Genomic DNA, 19,177 nt, shown 5'->3' with positions numbered 1-19,177 from the left:
ATGAAAGTTATCCTTTTGCGATACCAAATTCAAAAAATTTCCCCCAAGTTTACCAATTCTGCTTGGCGGCTTTCGCTGATGGGAATTATTCTGAGTATATTTTTCATATTCTTATATGGTTGTCAAGGGACAGTGCAGAAGAATGACGGAGTGATTCATCTGAGTCTATGGCAATCAATTAATCCCCCTGTTAATCGGGATGTGTTTAATAAACTAGTAGATAAATTTAATCAGACTCATACTGATGTGAAGGTGAAATCTATCTTTATAGGTGAACCACAATTGCCAAAAATATTAACAGCAGTTGTGGGCAATGCGTCTCCAGATATTCTGTCATTCGATCCTCAATTGACCGGTCAGTTTATGGAACTAGGGGCAATTCGTCCTTTAGATAACTGGCTAGACAAATTTCCATTGAAGTCGGAAATTAGCCCCAACTTATGGGAGGAATTAAAATTAGATGGTCATCTTTGGTCAATCCCACTTTCTACAAGCAATGTAGGTATTTTTTACCGACCTAAACTTTTCCAAATTGCGGGAATTACGCAAATTCCTAAGACTTGGGAAGAGTTGAGGGAAGTTGCCAAAAAATTGACCATAGATAAGAATGGTGATCATCGACCTGAACAATACGGAATGCTATTGCCTTTAGGAAAGGGAGAATGGACTGTTTTTAGTTGGTTTCCCTTTTTATTGAGCGCTGGCGGAGAAATTGTAACAAATAACCATCCAAATTTGACTAATCCAGGTGCGATCGCAGCGTTACAATTTTGGCAAGACCTATTAAAAGATGGTTCAGCAATCCTTTCTTCGCCAGAACGAGGTTATGAAGAAGATGCTTTTATGGCGGGTCGCGTTGCAATGCAGATCACAGGGCCTTGGAGTTATATCATGAAGTCTAATGTTGACTTTAAAGTATTTCCCATACCTGCAAATGTGAAACCTGCTACAGTGACAGCCACTGGAAATATGTATTTAATGAAGACTACACCAGAAAGAGAGCAAGCAGCACTCAAATTTTTAGAGTATGTTTTAAGCGAAGAATTTCAAACAGAATGGAGTATAGGAACGGGTTTTTTACCAGTTAACATTAAATCTGCCCAAAGTCAGGCTTATCAAAAATTTCTCCAGCAAAAACCTGTTTTGAAAGTTTTTATTGACCAAATGCCTGTGTCAGGTTCTCGACCAATCATTCCTGGCTATAGTCGTTTGTCTGACAGTTTAGGTCGAGCCATTGAAGCCACCATGTTAGGGGCATCTCCAGAAACAGCACTCAAACAAGCTCAAGTAAACCTCGATTCAATTTGGGATTCCCTATAATTTAGATGGAATCTAAAATCCATAAATAGCTTAATTTTAATTAACCAGAAATTCCATTCCGGCGATGTGAATTTCTTTTCAAGGTACATAAGCCAATTGCTGGTACAATTCCCAAAATTAGTGCTGTAAATCCTTGTCCACTCCAATACAGTATAAAATTACGGTTGGCTTCTGGAATCAAATTTTGTACAACAAAAATCAACCAAATCAAAATAGTGATCAAGAAGAAAGAGATTGAGGGTAAAAAGTTCCACCACCAAATTCCTGTTGTGTATCGCCTCAATACCAGCCACTGACAAAGCCCTAGCCAAACACCAGAAATAATATATGCGATCGCAGACAGAAATCCAAAAATAAAAGTCTGCTCAGGAGATATTTCATTTAACGATATGGCAATACTTGAAAGATAGTTAATCCAGGCTGTAGAAACGCCGTTAGCAATCAACCAACCTACACTAGTAGCAAATAGCCACTGCCAACCTGATAAATATCGGTAAAGAACAAGGCTCTGATCGGCAGCAAAAATCACAGCAAATATAACATTGCTGAGACTTCTGACCAAAATGCCCCATATTTGTGGTTGGATTGCAGTGCTAGGTGAGGTTTGGAGAATAATTTTCTCTAAGGCGATACTGGCAACGCCACCCACAACCCATCCAATCAGGGTCATTAAGGTAAACTGAATAAAGAACCTCTGTCGCTGCGATCGCGGAATCAAAAACTTTCCTGGGTTAGGCTCATTATTAGCAGATGCAACATCATCGGAACTGTTAGAGTCAGTTTGCATAGGGAGTTAGGGGAGTGGGGAGTGGCGAGTGGGGATGAGGGAGTAGAGGAAGAACTATTGATTATTAACCAATGCCCCATGTTCAATTCCCAATCCTCAGTTCAATATTGATTCTTGTTTTATCCTATTTCTCACTCCTTAGTCCCCACTCCCCATTCCCCTTTTACTCCAAACCTGCTGAAAAAGCGTAATCCCTGAATGATAAGCTAAACAGTGGCATAAAATTTGTGACTTAGGATGAAGTGATAAATGGGTGTTTATTCAACGACTCCTCATCTCTTACGGGCTGCTCGTGGTGAAGTAGTAGATCGTCCCCCTGTATGGATGATGCGACAAGCGGGACGATATATGAAAGCATATCGAGACCTAAGAGAGAAGTATCCTTCGTTTCGCGATCGCTCCGAAATTCCAGAAGTAGCAATTGAAGTTTCCTTGCAACCCTGGAGAGCTTTCCAACCAGACGGAGTAATTTTATTTTCTGATATTGTCACCCCATTACCTGCTTTGGGTATTGACATGGATATTGCCGAAGGTAAAGGGCCAATCATTCACTCGCCCCTCCGCACTCAAGAACAAATCGATGCTCTGCATCCTTTAGAACCAGAAGCAGCTCTACCATTTATCAAAACAATTTTGCAGGCTTTGCGTTCGGAAGTAGGCGATAAATCAACGGTGTTGGGCTTTGTGGGTGCGCCGTGGACATTAGCAGCTTATGCAGTTGAAGGAAAAGGTTCTAAAACCTATTCCATCATCAAAAACATGGCATTTTCAGATCCAACGATATTGCATCAACTGTTAGCTAAATTAGCAGATGCGATCGCCATTTATGCCCGCTACCAAATTGACTCTGGCGCTCAAGTTGTACAAATGTTCGATTCTTGGGCGGGTCAATTGAGTCCTCAAGATTATGACACTTTTGCTCTCCCCTATCAGAAGCGAGTTTTCCAGCAAGTCAAGCAAACCCACCCCGATACACCTTTGATTTTACTAGTTAGCGGTAGTGCAGGTGTGTTGGAAAGAATGGGACAATCTGGCGCTGATATTGTCACTGTAGATTGGGCAGTAGATATGGCAGACGCACGAGCCAGATTGGGTAAGCATGTCAAAGTTCAAGGAAATCTTGACCCAGGCGTGTTATTCGGCTCTAAAGAATTTATCCGCGATCGCATTTTTGATACCGTTCGCAAAGCTGGTAATTGGGGTCACATTCTCAATCTCGGTCATGGTGTCTTACCAGAAACTCCCGAAGAAAATGTTGCTTTCTTCTTTGAAACAGCAAAGGAACTTAATCTTGCAGGAGTTAAGGGTTAAGAGCCATTTAATTTTAGATTTTAGATTTTAGATTTTAGATTTTTCTTTTAATCCAAAATCCAAAATTCAAAATCTAAAATTTCCAGAGTTATCAGTTGGGATTCGGAACTTTTAACTTTGTTCTTAACTCTTTAGTTTTAACTCCTAAATTTTGATAAATTTTCTATGAGCCAGAAACGGATTTTAGTGACTGGTGCAAGTGGTTGTGTAGGTCATTATTTAACAGAAGCATTAATTAAGGAAACAGATCACGAACTGTATCTGCTAGTCAGGAACCCAAGCAAACTGCAACTTGATATTAAGGCACGTTCGGGTATCAACGTTTTGCAAGGTGATATGCAAAATATTCGCCAATTTGCCGATTTGCTATCCACAATTGATACGGCGGTACTCACAGCCACAGCTTGGGGTGGTGATGCGACATTTGATATTAACGTCGTTAAGACTATAGAGTTGCTGGAACTGCTAGATCCAGAACGTTGCCAGCAAGTAATTTATTTTTCGACAGCTAGCGTTTTAGATCGGCACAATCAACCATTAAAAGAAGCCGGGGAAATTGGTACAGATTACATCCGTTCCAAATATGACTGCTTACAGAAAAAAGAAAAATTAGCGATCGCACCCAAAATTACCACAGTATTTCCGACTGTAGTATTGGGCGGTGATGCGAATAAACCTTATTCTGCTGTCACATCTGGTATTACAGAAGTGACGAAATATATTAATGTGATTCGTTTTTTGGAAGCAGATGGCAGTTTTCACTTTATCCACGCACAAGATATTGCCACTGTGGTGCTATATTTAATCGATCATCCTGTCGAAAACGATCAACCACGTCGGCTGGTTTTAGGTCAAGCACCTTTAACTGCTAATCAAGCAGTGAAACAAGTTTGTGCTTATTTGGGCAAAAAGATTTACTTTCGCATTCCCATATCCATAGCATTGGCGAATTTGATTATTATTCTGTTCCGCATTCGGATGGCTGCTTGGGATCGGTTTTGCATGAACTATCGACATTTTACTTATGAAAAATTCATCAATCCTGATAGTTTAGGCTTGTCAAATTATTGTGCAACCATGAGTGATGTTTTAAAAATTAGTGGCGTTAAAGGTGTTAAGTAGGTATTTGACACTCTTAACATTGAGTTAAAAACATCTCATACCAAATCAATAATATTTAAGAAATTAGCAAAATCTTGCGTAACTATAGCCTTTCAGTAGAAAAAATCAGGCAATATTTCTATGAGCATGTATAAATTAACCAGAATGTTAAGATAGAACAACTTTAATAAAAAGTCAATAGGTCTTTATTTTCGTTAGAGTGGGATAACAATCAAAGTGTGAGGATTGATACTACATGCGAATCTTGTTAGTGTATCCAATATTTCCCAAAACTTTTTGGTCTTATGAAAAAATCTTGGAGTTAGTCGATCGCAAGGTTTTATTACCACCTCTGGGTTTAGTGACAGTAGCGGCGATTCTACCCCAAGAATGGGAATTCAAGCTAGTCGATCGCAACATCCGTGCAGCAACAGAAGCAGAATGGGCATGGGCAGATTTAGTAATTTTCTCTGCGATGATTGTCCAGAAACAAGATTTACTTGACCAAATCCAGGAAGCAAAAAAACGTGGCAAGCTAGTCGCAGTTGGCGGCCCCTACCCCACCTCTGTACCTCACGAAGTTGAAAATGTTGGTGCAGATTTTCTGATTCTGGATGAAGGCGAAATCACGTTGCCCATGTTTATTGAGGCAGTCAAACGGGGAGACACATCTGGCACTTTCCGCGCCACCGAGAAGCCAGATGTGACAAGCACACCAATACCCCGCTTTGATTTATTAGAATTGGATGCTTATGACATGATGTCCGTGCAGTTTTCGCGTGGATGTCCTTTCCAATGCGAATTTTGCGACATTATTGTTCTCTACGGACGCAAACCGCGTACCAAAACCCCAGCCCAACTTTTAGCAGAGTTAGATTACCTCTACGAGTTGGGTTGGCGGCGGGGTGTGTTCATGGTAGATGACAACTTTATTGGCAACAAACGAAATGTGAAATTGTTGCTCAAAGAGTTAAAAGTCTGGATGGCAGAACACAAGTATCCCTTCCGATTTGACACTGAAGCTTCAATTGACTTGGCACAAGATGCAGAAATGTTGGAGTTAATGGTTGAGTGCGGTTTCTCGGCGGTGTTTTTGGGAATCGAAACGCCGGATGAAGATAGTTTGCAAATGACCAAGAAGTTTCAAAATACTCGCAGTTCTCTAACTGAGGCAGTAGAAACTATTATCAAAGCCGGATTGCGCCCAATGGCTGGGTTTATTATCGGGTTTGATGGCGAAAAACCAGGCGCAGGCGATCGCATTGTCCGCTTTGCAGAACAAGCAGCGATTCCCTCTACTACCTTTGCTATGTTACAAGCGTTACCTAACACCGCGCTTTGGCATCGCCTGAAAAAAGAAGGACGACTCCGGGAAAATCAAGATGGCAACATCAACCAAACAACATTGATGAACTTCCTGCCCACCCGCCCCCTAGAAGAACTGGCAAGAGAATATATTGAAGCGTTCTGTACTTTATATGACCCAGTAAAGTATTTGGATCGTACCTATCGCTGTTTCTTGATGATGGGTTTGCCAAGTTGGAAAGCGCCAGGGAAAATGCCAGAGTGGGTAGTTATTAAAGCGCTACTAATTGTAATTTGGCGGCAAGGAATCAAACGAGAAACTCGTTGGAAGTTCTGGCATCATTTGTTCAGTATTCTCAAGCGTAACCCTGGAGTTATTGAGCATTACATCGCCGCTTGCGCCCACAACGAGCATTTTCTAGAGTATCGCCAAATTGTGCGCGATCAAATTGAAAGTCAGCTAGCTGAATATCTCGCACAAGGTGCAGAAACGCCTTATGTGCTAGTGAAGGAAAAAGCGGAGGAAAAAGCTAAAGCAGTAGTCAGTTAGTTTCATTGGAAAATAACAAGTGATATCATATCCGCTTGATTACTTTTAGCTTTTCCTAATCAAATGAGATACATCATACTCCCCTCCTCGCTTGCGGCTATGCATTACCCACATCTTTCTTTACAATCTTGAAACGCTTGTTTTGTAGGCATCTTAAACACTGAGGTGTGAGGCATACTTGACAAATTGGCTCTTAATATTCTCGCTAAAATTAGGTTTTTATTGAGAATTAACGACAGACGTATCAGGGTTGTAAGAAACGTGAGTGAATACTCTCGCAATTGTTGAGAAAGATCCGGGTAATGGATAGTCGCTTGCGGGGAGGGGTTTGGGGATGGGGTTCTTTTATTATGGATAATTTGGCGGACATGATATTATCTACCGCGATCGCGTTCTAAGTCATCAATTACTTTTTGCAAATACCAGTCGTCTGACATCCCAGGATGATAATATTGCTTCTGCTGAATTAATCTTTCGGCAATTTCCCAATATCCGCCAACCATTCGCAAAAGTCGCTGACGTAGTAGGTTATATTTTTGCTTTTTTGACTCTGGACTAAATTTTTGAATTTTTTCTAAGCTACTTAAGACTTGTTGATAATTTACCCAGTCTTCTTGTTCACAAAAAATACTCGCCGCCCGTTGATAATCTTCCAGGGCATTTTGCATTTCTTCTGTGCAAGTATAGGCAATGCCGCGATTATAGTAAGCTTGAGCATCATTAGGATTTATTTTTAGTGCATAGCTGTAATCTTGAATTGCACCAAGATAATTACCCATTGCTCGATAAGCATTGGCTCTGGCAATATAGACTAAAGGATCTTCGGGTTGCATCTGGAGTGCTTGATTCAGATCCGCGATCGCACCTTGATGATCGCCCAATATAGAACGCACTTTACCTCGGTTGCGATAGACAATGGCATCTTGAAAATCTAATCGCAATGCTTGATTAAAATCTGCGATCGCTTCTCGATAATTCTCCATTTTGCAACGCACAACCCCACGACAGCAGTAAGCTTGGGCATCTTGGGGATCAGCTTTTAATACCCAGTTTAAATCGGCGAGTGCCTCTTGGGTGTCTCCCTTTTCAGCCTTTTCTAATAATTGCCTGAAATATTCATTTGTGGATAAAATGGGCGCATTTTGAGAACGTGATTGTTGTACAACAGGTAATTCTTGGGGTTGTAGCTGTTTAATTTGTTCCAGACACAGACGACAATTGTCTTTATCCTGTTGTTCTAGATATAATTGTGCAGCTTTTTTAAAGCTAGCGATCGCATCTTGAATATTACCCTGTTTGCGCCGCACTATCCCCCGTAGATTATAAGCAGAAGCATAATTGAAATTGAGACGGATAGCGCGTTCAACATCGTCTAGCGCCCCCGGTAAATTTTTCAGCGCCACCCTAGCCAATCCACGACAATAATATGCCTCTACACTCTCAGGATTCAACTTTAGGGCTTCGGTATAATCTGAAACAGCCTTAAGGATTGCTCCTGAGTCATAATATGCCAAACCCCGTTGCAAGTAAGCTTCGGCAAAGTAAGGAGTCAGTTGTAAAGCATGATTAAATTCCTCAATTGCTCCAGCGTAGTCTTTTCGCCTAGCCTTTTCCAATCCTCTATTGTAGAATTCGTCATTCATGGCATTTATTTGGTTGATTCAGTTAGTTGAATTCCAGCACGCTTGTTTTGTAGCCTCACCTATACACTCACCTTTAATATTTTAAGTATTCAGCGTGTCTTTATTATTGTGTATTAAAAAATGTATCAATAAGAATCTATGGTTACTCTGGATTTATGCTTCCAGTTTGTAAAGATGTTGGATTAGCTAACAGGCAAACATAATATTACAAATTCATTATTATATTCAGTATTTTGTAGATGTGAACTGGATACAGTACCGATTACAAACGATATAAATATAGAAAAAATTGCAATTATTTACAATTATTTCTAATTATAAATAAAAAAACTGGGGAAATGACTACATTCAATTCCCCATATCTCGTAGATTATAAAATATTTACAGTTAACTAGAATTATTCTGAAAGTAAGCTAGGAGAACTCAGCACAAAAACATCTCTACTTCCCTGAGCATCAATCTGTGGTTTTATAGGAGTGGTAAAGTGGAAAAAATCATGATCATTTACTAATAAAAGTTCTCCTGGATTTAGAACTTTGCTAAATACAGGCTTTTCTTTTTTTGCACTATACAAATGTGTTTCTCCTCCTTGAATATTCTCTCTATCAACTGAGAATATGCCAATAAAATCACTACCATCTTGATGGATACCTTCAGGCGCTGGATTACCCAAATTATCTGGTGAGCAAATAGTCCTAATTTGATGAACTCCGATTTCAGCCTCAGGATGAAGTTTACAAGAATCACTAAATGCTAAGACAAGATTTCTAAAAATATCAAGTTTTATGAGTGCATCATCTAATTCTGCAAACTCTCTTTTTATGTCACCTACTAATGGATTGTAATTTTTACTTTGGAAGAGGTAGCCATGAGGTAATTTGGTTAACTCATTTCCCGAAACTGTGAACCGAGATAATCTCCTTGAACGATAGTTGCCTTTTATATAAGGGTCAAGAGGCATATTACTAAAAAATGGCTTGAAACCTTCTGGATTTATCGAATTTATTTTTCTTAGAGTAAAGAGAAAAGCATATTCTAATTCCCTTGATACTTGCACTTCTTGCATAGGATTTACCTCCTTGCACGTTGTAATTTTCCCGGATTTTTCTTTATGGGAGGCTTATAACACCTAGTATATGCTACTTTATATTAACATGTTGTTAATTTGACTACAAAAATTGACATTTTATGATATATACAGTTACTCAATTTCTGTTATAAAGCAAAGTAGCTGCTGAAAAAATTTACTGTTGACAGGTAGGTGGGTAAGGAATCGACGTATATTTACTAGCAGCAACAAGGTTTTATAATGATAGATTGGCTTTACCGTTACCCACCTTTATATCCCGGTATTTTACTTAAGCGTTACAAGCGGTTTTTTGCTGACGTTCAACTTACTTCTGGCGAAATAGTGACAGCACATTGTCCCAATACAGGGCCAATGACTGGAGTATCAACTCCCCACAGTGCGGTACAGCTTTCCAAAAGTGATAATCTGAACCGCAAATTGGCTTACACTTTAGAACTAATTCAGGTACATGACAACGAGCCGACTTGGGTAGGCATAAATACTTTTTTGCCCAATCGGGTGGTAAAGCTAGCTTTGGCGAAATATCTTTTCCCAGAATTGGGCGACTATAGCCAAATCAAGGGTGAGGTGGTTTATGGGCTTGATAAAAAAAGTCGAGTGGATTTTTTCTTAACGGGGAGTGATGAGGAACGCCCGATTTATTTAGAAGTGAAAAATACAACTTTGTCTGAGGGGAGACTAGCTTTATTTCCTGACACGGAAACTACAAGAGGACAAAAGCATTTGCGAGAACTAATGGCTCTACTACCTCTAACTCGTGCAGTGATACTTTACTTTATCAATCGCGGTGATTGTACTGAGTTTTCGCCTGGCGATCGCACAGATCCTATATATGGTAAATTATTACGCGATGCGATCGCTCTCGGTTTAGAAGTCTTACCTTGCCGTTTTGATATTTCCCCCGAAGGTATCCGTTATTTGGGTTTGGCAAAACTAAAAATTTGATTACACCTAATTAAATTTAAACGCATGAAACAACAAATCCATCTAGATACTGTCTAGATGGATTTATTGGTAGTTGGTGTTTACTAAAAAACATTCAACCAGACTGTCATAGAGAAATGACTACAGGTAGCCGTCGCCCTAGAAATAGCATTAGCTATTGTGACGTTTGCTTATGCAGGAATCAAAACTGTGTCAATTACGTGGATGACACCGTTATCAGCATCAACATCTGCTGCTGCAACAGTTGCATCATTGATTTTAACGCCATTAGAAGCGTCAATTTTTACATCTGAACCTTCAACTGTTGTAGCTGTCTTTAGCTTAACTACATCAGCAGCTAGTACCTTGCCTGAGACTACATGATAGGTCAAGATTTTGGTGAGCTTAGGAATATCTTGAAGTAATGCGTCTACTGTACCTGCTGGAAGTTTATTAAACGCTTCATCAGTAGGTGCGAAGACGGTAAATGGGCCAGGGCCTTTCAGTGTATCTACTAAACCAGCTGCTTGGATTGCTGCAACTAGTGTGTTGAAAGAACCATTATTAGCGGCGGTGTCAACTATATTGGCCATGTGCTTTACCTAGTTCTGTGTAACTTGTTACAAATCTAAACTATTTATTTAATAAAATCTATCTATCGTTAGAGGTATGCCGAATAAAAATTTTTATCGATATCATAAATAATTGTCTATATTTTTATAAATAGACATATACATTGTCTGGGCGGATGAGTTACTAGCACTTCTAGGATGCGTAGTTTACCACCGTAGGCATAGCTCCTTTTTTTTACAGAGGCAGGAGCGATCGCTGTTTACTAGTATCAACACAGCACTTGCTTTACCAAAAAAGTTAGTTAAATAGATACTTAAAAGTATTTAGTTGGTATAAATAGGGTTTTAGCTATTCTAAGAGCTATATGAGATTTTCTAGTAAAACCTTTACTGTATATGTAATCTCGAGCTTTTTAATAACTTTGATGCGCCTGCCATAGCTATTTGTCATGATTTATTAACCAAAAATGTTGGTATTGTACAGATTTAACTGATATTATTTCATCACTAAATACATTTCACTTGCTGTTTGTATTAACTCTAGTTGGAAATAATAAACGGTCTATCACACTAATCCTTGTAGTAATTGTGATTGGCTGTTTATTTGCAGAATTTATTATGCGTAGGACTTACGTATAAACCTTCTCTAACTCCCATTTATCCATATCCTCTACCTCTGCATCTATGTAGGTAGTTGGTTTTTTGGTTGCCTGTGCGTAAGCCAGGTATGTCAACAATGAGACTTTTAGGTAATAATTTCCCCAAACTATGACTTTCATTAACAGAAGAAGACTTATTGCTTGGATGGCTACAGCAGTTACCAGCATGATGCTAGTAATAGGCTGGCAGTTTGTCAATTTCTCACCAGCACAATCTGTAACCACACTTAATGTGTATGCGGCTGTCAGCTTAACAAACGCGCTAAATGCTATTAAGACTCAGTACCAAAATGCTAACCCAAGCGTCAATATTGTTTATACGTTTGGTGCTTCTGGTACCTTGTTAAGCCAAATACAAGCAGGAGCACCAGCAGATATTTTTATTTCTGCTGCTACCGACCAAATAAATGTCTTGCAGAATTCAAGCCCAAGTAGATTGGTAGCAGGTAGCCGTAAAAACGTTGTTAAAAACAGTTTAGTTTTAATTAAACCTACGACATCTCCTGTTAGTGCTGGTAGTGCTGGTCTCACTAGTATCAATGGTTTGACCAACGCAAACATTACTGGCATTGCTATAGGTGACTACACAGGTACTCCTCCAGTTGTGCCAGCAGGTAATTATGCCAAACAAGTTCTCACTACGCGAGGTATTTTCACTGCTACAAGTCCCAAATTATACCGTGGTAGCAATGTGCGTACCGTCTTAACTGCTGTTGAAAATAAAACTCTTCAAGTCAACGGTGTAAATAAAACTATTGATGCAGGTTTTGTTTATAAAACTGATGCTCTGATTTCTAACAAGGTAAAAATCGTAGAAACCGCTTTACCATCAGAGAGCAATCCGATTGTCTACCCACTAGCTATCCTCACCAGAACTACAGTTCTCTCGGCGGCACAGAGTTTTTCTAGCTACTTAAGTGGTACTACAGCCCAGGCTATCTTCAAAAATAATTATGGCTTTGCCCTGCCTTAATCACCACAAAGTAAATCAATTCAGTACTCGTTGTCGTGAATTTTGAACTATTTGGAGTAATGTTTCGTGAAGTTCACTAAAAAACTCTCAATTATTGTTTGTAGTTTGACCACCGCCTTCCTTCAGACTGCTGTGATTACCAATACTTATAAATCGGCAGCACAAGCCCAAGGACAAGAGCTAATTATCAACGGGGGATTTGAAAACGATTCTCTCGTAGATCCCAATGATCCCAACACTCCAAATCCTAATATTATTGGATGGATTAAATCTGGTGAACCGCTCGATACATCAGGTATTAGAATTAGTAATTTTCCTAATACTGGTAATCAAGGTTTATCACTTGGTGCATTTTCAAAGATTAGCTACATATCACAGACTATCCATACAGTTCCTGGAAAACACTACCAACTTACTTACTATTTAGCATCAACAGAGGAAGCACCTGACCTGAAGAATAAATTTAAGGTTTTTATAGGTGGAAAGAATGTTGATGTTAAAACTAATACTTTTTTTCAGCCCTACACAAAATACACGTTAGGTTTTAAAGCAAAAGGAAGATCCACAGAGATAAAGTTTGGTTCCAAAGCCAAGTATGCGTTTTTATATTTGGATGATGTGAGTGTGAGAGCTATACCTAAAAATCAAGGAGAAAATTATGGAGATTCAGGGGTAAAGGATTCCCAAAAAATAAATTATCCATCTTGTGGGGTGGGCATCTTGTCCGCCCTCAATCTGGGACATGTAGGGACACTCATCCCACAAGAAAGTTTGGGATGTTTTTTTATTCAGAAGTTCTTAGATGATGGTGATGAATAAATCACGGGTAGTAGTCTGTCAAGTTTAAATTGATAGTTAAGCAAGTTCGTAGTAAGAACTAAAATTCTTGTTTGATAAGCACTTTAGTGCTTACTACAAACTCTCCAAACTAGCTGGACAAAGTAGTAAAAACCCAAACAATGTCTGTCTCAGTAAGTTCTATTGACAAGTACTTAGAGCCAGCATGGATGTAACTATCAACTTGTTTTAATAGTCAGAATTTGGAATTATTTGGAGTCAAGTTTCATGAAGTTAACTAAAAAACTCTCAATTATTGTTTTTAGTGTTACCACTACTTTAATTAGCACTGCTGTAATTACCAATACTTATAATGCAGCAGCACAAGCGGCAGAACTTGTTAAAAACGGAAGCTTTGAACTTGACCCCCTCGTAGATCCTAATAATCCCAACACTCGAAATCCTAATATTACAGACTGGATTAAATCTGGTGATCCGATGGATACATCAGGGATTAGAATTGACAATTTTCCTCAGCATGATAATGGTAATCAAGGTTTATCGATAGGTTCATTTATAAATCCTGCTTACATATCCCAGAATTTGGCTACAACTATCGGTAGTACCTATAATCTCAGTTTCTTTTTAGGAACAGACGAAGGTGGCAGTGACGTTAATAACATATTTCATACATTTGTCGATGGAAATAAAGTTTTCGAGAAAATAAATACTATCAATACTGCTGGAGTTCCCTTCACACAGTATGACTTTAATTTTGTCGCCACAAAATCATCTACAGAGTTAAAGTTGGGTGGTAAAGCTCGCTATGGTTTTTTATACTTAGATGCTGTGAGTGTAACACCTGTGCCTGAGCCATCAAGTATTGGAGGAATAGCAATTGCTGGGTTAGTGGGAATATGGCTGAAAAAAAAGAAGGCAATTAGCTAGAAATAGATGAACTAGAATTCAACTTTCACATAATTTTTGGTTTAATGCCGTAATAGTGATCGCTGTTACGGCATCTTTATAAAGCAATATAGAGGTATTGACAAATACAGTAGCTCTAAATCAACTATGAGAAAATAATAATTGTGTAAATTTAACTAAGTATTGGGTGCAAAATGTGGAGGAATTCACTAACTTAATTGAACGAAACTATCGAAAAATTAGTGAAATCAAAGGTGCATTTACACACCAATTTATAAGGTAATTAAAATGACTTACGATTCAGAAGATGTCCAAAAAATCCTTCAAATAGCACTAGCTCGTAGACAGGAAGGTGGATTTTCAAGAGAACAGCTTATAGAAATGGCATCTGACTTAGGTATTTCTTCTGATATTTTGAAAGTAACTGAAAACAAGTGGTTAGTTCAAGAAGAAGAGGAACGTTTGCAACGCACATTTAATACTTTCCGACGCAGAGCCTTTAGGGCACATTTGGTTAGCTTCATAGTGGTGAATTTATTCCTTATTATTTTGAATTTAATAACTAGCCCTAGTTACTTTTGGGCTATCTTCCCAGTATTAGGATGGGGGTTAGGACTATTTTTTCATTGGTGGGGTGTTTATCAGAGTAAATCAGAAGACTACGAGATAGCCTTTCAGAGTTGGCGTACAAAAATCTAAGCTTCTCCCTACTTTGAAAAATGGAGATTTCAAGAAGATGCTTTAAGTCTTAAAAGCAATTGAGTTTATCTAAACTCTAACTTATTTTATGATACTAGAATTCGATTTAATTTCTGAAAAGCCAAGCTGACTGAAAGCTTGTCAAATTAAGTTTTGTTTCTGAGTATATTTCGCAAAACTCAAATATAATCGGTAGGAATTTCATACCTTCAAGAAGGGGAATTACCGCCGATTTATTTATTAGCCATAATGACTAATGACGAAATTGGATTCCTATAATCTTTTGAGGCGATCGCTTCACTAATCATGATGGTGGAAGTTTGCTTCTTTTTAAGCCTCTTCTCTATAAGTTAAGAGTAATCTTTCACCTAGAAATGGGGAAATTTCCGTACTTGATACTTTGCTGATTTCGCTATTGGATAAGATTCTCTGAGTGATTAGATGAATTAATCCTTAATAGTCTGCAAATCTGCTTGGGGTATAGCTTTCCACTGCTCCAGCGTTACCAAACAAATGATCGGGATAACTGCTGTGTGGTTATTCAGGCTCATCCAAACCTCTTTAGCGAGAAATCTAAGATATTCAGCCAGCCCTATTGTCCAAATTTGTACATCTTTCTGAATAAAATTTTCCCTTAAATTTGGGGCAACCTTAAACTTGAGTCATTCTCTAAGCACATTCTGTGATCTCTGTGTTTGCTAATTTGCCAAAATAGAGATGTAGGCTAGAATAACCACGCTTTTAGCATAGCTTGATTGCTTACACTCAGGAGCAATGATCGGCTGGTTTGAAATAATTTAAGAGGAAGGGAGTATGGACAACAACAACTGGTTGCAACAGCTTATGATGGTGGGTCTTGGCACAACATCTTTAGTAGCAGAAAAACTGCGCCAAGTCAGTGATGATTTAGTTAAAGACGGTAAGCTCAATCCAGAGCAAGCCAAAGCAGTTATAGATGATATTGCCCAGCAGTTAAAGTCGGAGCAGGGAAACTTAGATGTTCAAATGCAACGGCAAATGCGAAATATGATGCAAGATTTGGGGGTAGCTCGCCAGTCGGAAGTAGACGAACTGCGCGGTAGAATTGACCGTTTAGAGCGTCAATTGCGCGATTTAGAAAATAAGCTTTGGCGTTAGGATGTCCTTTCTGATTTAAACTAATTGTGTCCTGTTGGTAATGTTTTTGCCAGGATACCTAAGTAAGGAGAACTGATTTTGAAACCAATTTTCCTCAGCGTGGCGTTCATGCTGGTGTGTGTTGTACTTTTGACTGTAGGGCAAGTAGGCAGTAAACAGAATACTGCCATTGCTGCCGAGTTAACCCAAACGCCGCCAGCGCCACCAACTGTAACTGAAAATAATACTCTAATTGCGAGCAATACTATGTCTGATGCTAATACCGTAACCACCCCCTCTGGATTAAAGTATGTCGAGTTAAAAGAGGGGACTGGGGCGACTCCTAAATCTGGACAAACGGTTGAAGTTCACTATGTCGGCACTTTAGAAGATGGTACTAAGTTTGATAGTTCACGCGATCGCGGCCAACCCTTCAGCTTTAAAATCGGTGCTGGACAGGTAATCAAAGGTTGGGATGAAGGACTTAGCACTATGAAGGTAGGCGGTAAGCGTAAGTTAATCATCCCATCTGAATTAGGTTATGGCGCTCGTGGTGCTGGTGGTGTGATTCCACCCAACGCCACTCTCGTTTTTGAAGTAGAATTGCTCGGAGTTAAGTAGAAACTAGGGCATTGGGAATTGGGCATTGGGCATGGGAAAGAGGCAGAGGGACAGGGTGCTGCTCTTGCTGAGGGGAAAATTCTTCTCCCCTGCTCCTTTATCTCCCCACTCCCCAATTCAATAGCTAAATTTTTAAATTTTGAAACTTTGTAAACTGTGGATTGAACAAAAGTTTTGCAGTACCAGTAGGGCCGTTGCGATGTTTAGCTATAATTACTTCTGCAATGCCGCGATCGGGAGTATCGGGAGAGTAATATTCATCGCGGTACAACATTATTACTAAATCCGCGTCTTGTTCAATACTTCCACTTTCTCTCAAATCAGATAACATCGGGCGTTTGTTAGTGCGTGCTTCCACCCCTCGACTCAACTGAGATAAAGCAATAACTGGTACAGATAATTCCCGCGCTAAACCTTTGAGTTGACGTGTAATTTTTGATAATTCTTGTACGCGATTATCGCCGGTTCCTTCCATCAATTGCAAGTAATCTATTACAATTAATCCTAATTCAGTTCCAACTTCAGCTTGCAGTCTTCTTGACTGACTACGCATTTGTGTAACTGTGATATTTGGCGTGTCATCAATATAAATTGGCATTTCAGAAAGAATACCAATAGCACGGCTTAAAGGTTCCCACTGTGTTTGGCTTAGGCGACCAGTTCGCAAATAACTACTTTCAATTTGCGCTTCACTAGCTAATAAACGTTGCGTCAATTGCTCTTTTGACATTTCCAAGCTGAAGAAAGCAACTGGCAATTTATAAGAAGCGGCGATATTATGAGCTAGATTCAGACAGAACGCGGTATTGTGAACACAGATATCATTGGCGACAAAATTGTGTGTTTCTGGGATTGTTAAGTCATAAACTTGTTTGCATCCCATCGATTCAATCGAAACTATTTCATCCCAGTACACATCACTCGCTGCTAACTGTTGAAGTGGCGAATTTTCTAAAGTACTTGCTAATATCCAAAGCCTTTCTCGTGTTAAAGCACGTTTCCCAACATGGATATTTGAATACCCTTGAATTCCGGCACGTTGAGCTAAAAGAGTCCAAGGTTCATTACCTTTAGCTGTTGTTATCTGTTCCCAAATTTCTATTGGAATGAGGTCACGATTTGTTTGATATCTCTTTTTAGCTATTGCATCTGCGACCTTAGTTAATGCCTCTTCTTTGCCAAAAATACCAATTTCTGAGATAAAATTTTTGATGCTCTGAGCATCAGTAATATCTAATTGCCAAGCTTGTCTACGAGTGTCTTTATATTTCATAGAGCGTTTTTTCAGACTGGCAATAATTCCAAATCGCAATAACAAATGTTGTATTTGTCTAGCTAATTTTTCGCTGACAGTACAGTAGCCTAACTGCGATTGACCGCTTGTAAGTACTGTAGCCCATCCATCGGTTGCAAATAAACGATTGAGGAATAAGGAAACTTGCGATCGCTCCAATTTAAAAATAGCTTGCGGAATGATTTTGGCATCAGCTTTTTTGCCCCATAATCCTATGTTTTCCAACCATGTTATTAAAGGATTCTTTTGCCCTTGAGACATAGCTGCATAGAGTATTGGGGTGCGTTCACTCCTAATTTCTATCCTAACTTTCAACTTGGGTGAAAAGCTGGTAACAGCGTATGTGAAATCATTTTGGATGCGAGAGTTAACATTAGTAAATTCTGGTGTTGAATCTGTTAAGCAACCATCACCTATAAAATATGCCAATAATTTAACTTCACACTCGCGGATAGTTTCTGTACCAAATACATTAAGTTTACGAGCTACAGCAATTTTATCCCCTACTCTTAATTCTGAAAGTTGTCGCCATCCATTGATGGTTAAATAAGGATGGGTGATAGTACTTTCAATATATCGTCCTAAGCGAGTAGTAACACTAAAAACTGGTTTAATACCGTCATTAACAAAGGCTGAAGCTTGAGTTAAATGAAACTTCCAATCATTTCCTAAAGTTATTAACTCAGCTTGCCGACGATGGTATATTTCTTTAATAGTTGAGATACTCCCGTCACTCAAAAGTATTTCCACATTTTCATGCAAACATTTCCCCATTGATGGGCGGCCCGCGACAATAATCAAATCAGAACGTTGAAAGCCGCTAGTCATCGCATCTAAATCGTAAAATCCGCAGGGAATACCAGGTAAGGCGATGCCTTGATTTCGATCTTCAATATCCTGGAAATTATTAATTAAAGTATCAGAAATGTGAATTAAACCTGATTGGGGACGTTCTTGAGTAACGCTAAAAACTTTCTGTTCTGCTTGATCTAAAACCTGTGGTAACTCGGTTTCTGTTTCGTAACCAAGATGTACAATTTCATTGCCAGCTTTAATTAACTGTCGCCGCAGGTATTTGTCCATCACCAACCCTGCTAGGGCATCGATGTTGACGGCTGACACTGTGCGGTCTACCAGAGTTGCTAATTTATTTCTACCACCAATGCGAGTAAGCATTTCATGGTCAGTCAGCCAACTTGTGACTGAAAGTAAGTCTGTGGGTTTACCTTGAGTATGGAGCCTCACAGCTGCTTGATAAATATCTTTGTGAGCGCTAATGTAAAAAGCTTCACTGAGGAGGCGATCGCTAACTCGACTAATCGCTTCTGGATCTAGTAAAATACCCCCCAAAATCGCTTCTTCCGCCTCAATGTTTTGTGGTGGGAGGCGATCGCTACCATCGCCTTGAAAACTAAGTGCTTCAGCCATAAACGATTTTAGTTTTGAGATGAAAGCTATTTGAGAGTAGGGAGTAGGGAGGGTGAGTGGGGGTTAGGAGTTATCAGTCA

At 39.2% G+C, this 19,177-nt stretch carries 16 protein-coding genes and 2 pseudogenes; 12 read left to right on the top strand and 6 right to left on the bottom strand.

Annotated features, from left to right (window positions below):
- Positions 1-1,320 (top strand): ABC transporter substrate-binding protein, encoded by a 1,320-nt coding sequence (locus RMZ43_RS22600; protein WP_322653056.1) that lies wholly within the window; start codon positions 1-3, stop codon positions 1,318-1,320.
- Positions 1,321-1,360: 40 nt separating this feature from the next.
- Here the strand turns inward: RMZ43_RS22600 and RMZ43_RS22595 are convergent, their stop codons facing one another.
- The gene (locus tag RMZ43_RS22595) at positions 1,361-2,107 is read right to left on the bottom strand and encodes a hypothetical protein (protein WP_322653057.1); all 747 of its coding nucleotides are present in this window, start codon (positions 2,105-2,107) and stop codon (positions 1,361-1,363) included.
- Between the two features lie 249 nt (positions 2,108-2,356).
- On the opposite strand from RMZ43_RS22595, the gene hemE reads away from it, so the two are divergent.
- The 3 genes from hemE (at position 2,357) to RMZ43_RS22580 (ending at position 6,374) form a co-directional block, all read left to right on the top strand.
- On the top strand, positions 2,357-3,418 hold the full coding sequence (gene hemE / locus RMZ43_RS22590) for a uroporphyrinogen decarboxylase (protein WP_322653058.1): 1,062 nt from the start codon (positions 2,357-2,359) through the stop codon (positions 3,416-3,418).
- Between the two features lie 165 nt (positions 3,419-3,583).
- Entirely contained in the window at positions 3,584-4,540 is a 957-nt protein-coding gene (locus RMZ43_RS22585; protein ID WP_322653059.1) for an NAD-dependent epimerase/dehydratase family protein, read from the top strand.
- Between the two features lie 235 nt (positions 4,541-4,775).
- A complete protein-coding gene (locus tag RMZ43_RS22580) occupies positions 4,776-6,374 on the top strand; it encodes a B12-binding domain-containing radical SAM protein (RefSeq protein WP_322653060.1) in 1,599 nt (532 codons plus the stop codon).
- A gap of 374 nt (positions 6,375-6,748) precedes the next feature.
- Here RMZ43_RS22580 and RMZ43_RS22575 read toward each other — a convergent pair whose 3' ends face one another.
- Complete coding sequence (locus RMZ43_RS22575) at positions 6,749-8,017, bottom strand: tetratricopeptide repeat protein (RefSeq protein WP_322653551.1); 1,269 nt, start codon at positions 8,015-8,017, stop codon at positions 6,749-6,751.
- A gap of 110 nt (positions 8,018-8,127) precedes the next feature.
- Between RMZ43_RS22575 and RMZ43_RS22570 the strand changes: the two are divergent.
- Positions 8,128-8,412: pseudogene (locus RMZ43_RS22570) on the top strand (DUF711 family protein); the annotation flags it as partial.
- Positions 8,413-8,414: 2 nt separating this feature from the next.
- Here the strand turns inward: RMZ43_RS22570 and RMZ43_RS22565 are convergent.
- Positions 8,415-9,083: a 2OG-Fe dioxygenase family protein gene (locus RMZ43_RS22565; protein WP_322653550.1), complete on the bottom strand. Its 669-nt coding sequence runs from the start codon at positions 9,081-9,083 to the stop codon at positions 8,415-8,417.
- A 243-nt stretch (positions 9,084-9,326) separates the two neighbouring features.
- Between RMZ43_RS22565 and sfsA the strand changes: the two genes are divergently transcribed.
- A complete protein-coding gene (sfsA, locus tag RMZ43_RS22560; RefSeq protein WP_322653549.1) occupies positions 9,327-10,052 on the top strand; it encodes a DNA/RNA nuclease SfsA in 726 nt (241 codons plus the stop codon).
- A gap of 170 nt (positions 10,053-10,222) precedes the next feature.
- Here sfsA and RMZ43_RS22555 read toward each other — a convergent pair whose 3' ends face one another.
- The gene (locus RMZ43_RS22555) at positions 10,223-10,624 is read right to left on the bottom strand and encodes a fasciclin domain-containing protein (RefSeq protein WP_322649264.1); all 402 of its coding nucleotides are present in this window, start codon (positions 10,622-10,624) and stop codon (positions 10,223-10,225) included.
- A gap of 783 nt (positions 10,625-11,407) precedes the next feature.
- On the opposite strand from RMZ43_RS22555, the gene modA reads away from it, so the two are divergent.
- The 4 genes from modA to RMZ43_RS22535 all read left to right on the top strand — a co-directional run bounded on the left by modA (position 11,408) and on the right by RMZ43_RS22535 (position 14,638).
- Positions 11,408-12,235 carry a molybdate ABC transporter substrate-binding protein gene (gene modA / locus RMZ43_RS22550; RefSeq protein ID WP_322653548.1) on the top strand — a complete coding sequence of 276 codons (828 nt, stop codon included), beginning with the start codon at positions 11,408-11,410 and terminating at the stop codon, positions 12,233-12,235.
- Positions 12,236-12,367: 132 nt separating this feature from the next.
- Positions 12,368-13,054: a DUF642 domain-containing protein gene (locus RMZ43_RS22545; RefSeq protein WP_322653547.1), complete on the top strand. Its 687-nt coding sequence runs from the start codon at positions 12,368-12,370 to the stop codon at positions 13,052-13,054.
- Between the two features lie 246 nt (positions 13,055-13,300).
- A complete protein-coding gene (locus RMZ43_RS22540) occupies positions 13,301-13,960 on the top strand; it encodes a PEP-CTERM sorting domain-containing protein (protein ID WP_322653546.1) in 660 nt (219 codons plus the stop codon).
- 267 nt (positions 13,961-14,227) lie between these two features.
- Positions 14,228-14,638 (top strand): 2TM domain-containing protein, encoded by a 411-nt coding sequence (locus RMZ43_RS22535; protein ID WP_322653545.1) that lies wholly within the window; start codon positions 14,228-14,230, stop codon positions 14,636-14,638.
- Positions 14,639-15,084: 446 nt separating this feature from the next.
- Here RMZ43_RS22535 and RMZ43_RS22530 read toward each other — a convergent pair.
- A pseudogene (locus RMZ43_RS22530) lies at positions 15,085-15,288 on the bottom strand (TIGR03792 family protein); the annotation flags it as partial.
- Positions 15,289-15,451: 163 nt separating this feature from the next.
- Between RMZ43_RS22530 and RMZ43_RS22525 the strand changes: the two are divergent.
- Both RMZ43_RS22525 and RMZ43_RS22520 read left to right on the top strand, forming a co-directional pair.
- Entirely contained in the window at positions 15,452-15,775 is a 324-nt protein-coding gene (locus RMZ43_RS22525; RefSeq protein ID WP_322653544.1) for a phasin family protein, read from the top strand.
- Between the two features lie 78 nt (positions 15,776-15,853).
- Entirely contained in the window at positions 15,854-16,375 is a 522-nt protein-coding gene (locus RMZ43_RS22520; RefSeq protein ID WP_322653543.1) for an FKBP-type peptidyl-prolyl cis-trans isomerase, read from the top strand.
- A gap of 124 nt (positions 16,376-16,499) precedes the next feature.
- On the opposite strand, the gene dnaB is transcribed toward RMZ43_RS22520, so the two are convergent.
- Positions 16,500-19,097 carry a replicative DNA helicase gene (dnaB, locus tag RMZ43_RS22515; protein WP_322653542.1) on the bottom strand — a complete coding sequence of 866 codons (2,598 nt, stop codon included), beginning with the start codon at positions 19,095-19,097 and terminating at the stop codon, positions 16,500-16,502.
- Between the last annotated feature and the right edge of the window lie 80 nt (positions 19,098-19,177).

This window comes from Nostoc sp. CmiVER01, assembly GCF_034531135.2.
Taxonomy (GTDB): domain Bacteria; phylum Cyanobacteriota; class Cyanobacteriia; order Cyanobacteriales; family Nostocaceae; genus Nostoc.
Note: the sequence above shows the minus strand (reverse complement) of the source record. Positions and strands in the feature narration are given on the sequence as shown.

Coding starts and splice junctions, on each gene's coding strand:
- sfsA (WP_322653549.1), top strand. CDS start 9,327: ATGATAGATTGGCTTTACCGTTACCCACCTTTATATCCCGGTATTTTA.
- RMZ43_RS22575 (WP_322653551.1), bottom strand. CDS start 8,017: ATGAATGACGAATTCTACAATAGAGGATTGGAAAAGGCTAGGCGAAAA.
- modA (WP_322653548.1), top strand. CDS start 11,408: ATGGCTACAGCAGTTACCAGCATGATGCTAGTAATAGGCTGGCAGTTT.
- RMZ43_RS22600 (WP_322653056.1), top strand. CDS start 1: ATGAAAGTTATCCTTTTGCGATACCAAATTCAAAAAATTTCCCCCAAG.
- hemE (WP_322653058.1), top strand. CDS start 2,357: ATGGGTGTTTATTCAACGACTCCTCATCTCTTACGGGCTGCTCGTGGT.
- RMZ43_RS22585 (WP_322653059.1), top strand. CDS start 3,584: ATGAGCCAGAAACGGATTTTAGTGACTGGTGCAAGTGGTTGTGTAGGT.
- RMZ43_RS22535 (WP_322653545.1), top strand. CDS start 14,228: ATGACTTACGATTCAGAAGATGTCCAAAAAATCCTTCAAATAGCACTA.
- RMZ43_RS22580 (WP_322653060.1), top strand. CDS start 4,776: ATGCGAATCTTGTTAGTGTATCCAATATTTCCCAAAACTTTTTGGTCT.
- RMZ43_RS22565 (WP_322653550.1), bottom strand. CDS start 9,083: ATGCAAGAAGTGCAAGTATCAAGGGAATTAGAATATGCTTTTCTCTTT.
- dnaB (WP_322653542.1), bottom strand. CDS start 19,097: ATGGCTGAAGCACTTAGTTTTCAAGGCGATGGTAGCGATCGCCTCCCA.
- RMZ43_RS22555 (WP_322649264.1), bottom strand. CDS start 10,624: ATGGCCAATATAGTTGACACCGCCGCTAATAATGGTTCTTTCAACACA.
- RMZ43_RS22595 (WP_322653057.1), bottom strand. CDS start 2,107: ATGCAAACTGACTCTAACAGTTCCGATGATGTTGCATCTGCTAATAAT.
- RMZ43_RS22540 (WP_322653546.1), top strand. CDS start 13,301: ATGAAGTTAACTAAAAAACTCTCAATTATTGTTTTTAGTGTTACCACT.
- RMZ43_RS22525 (WP_322653544.1), top strand. CDS start 15,452: ATGGACAACAACAACTGGTTGCAACAGCTTATGATGGTGGGTCTTGGC.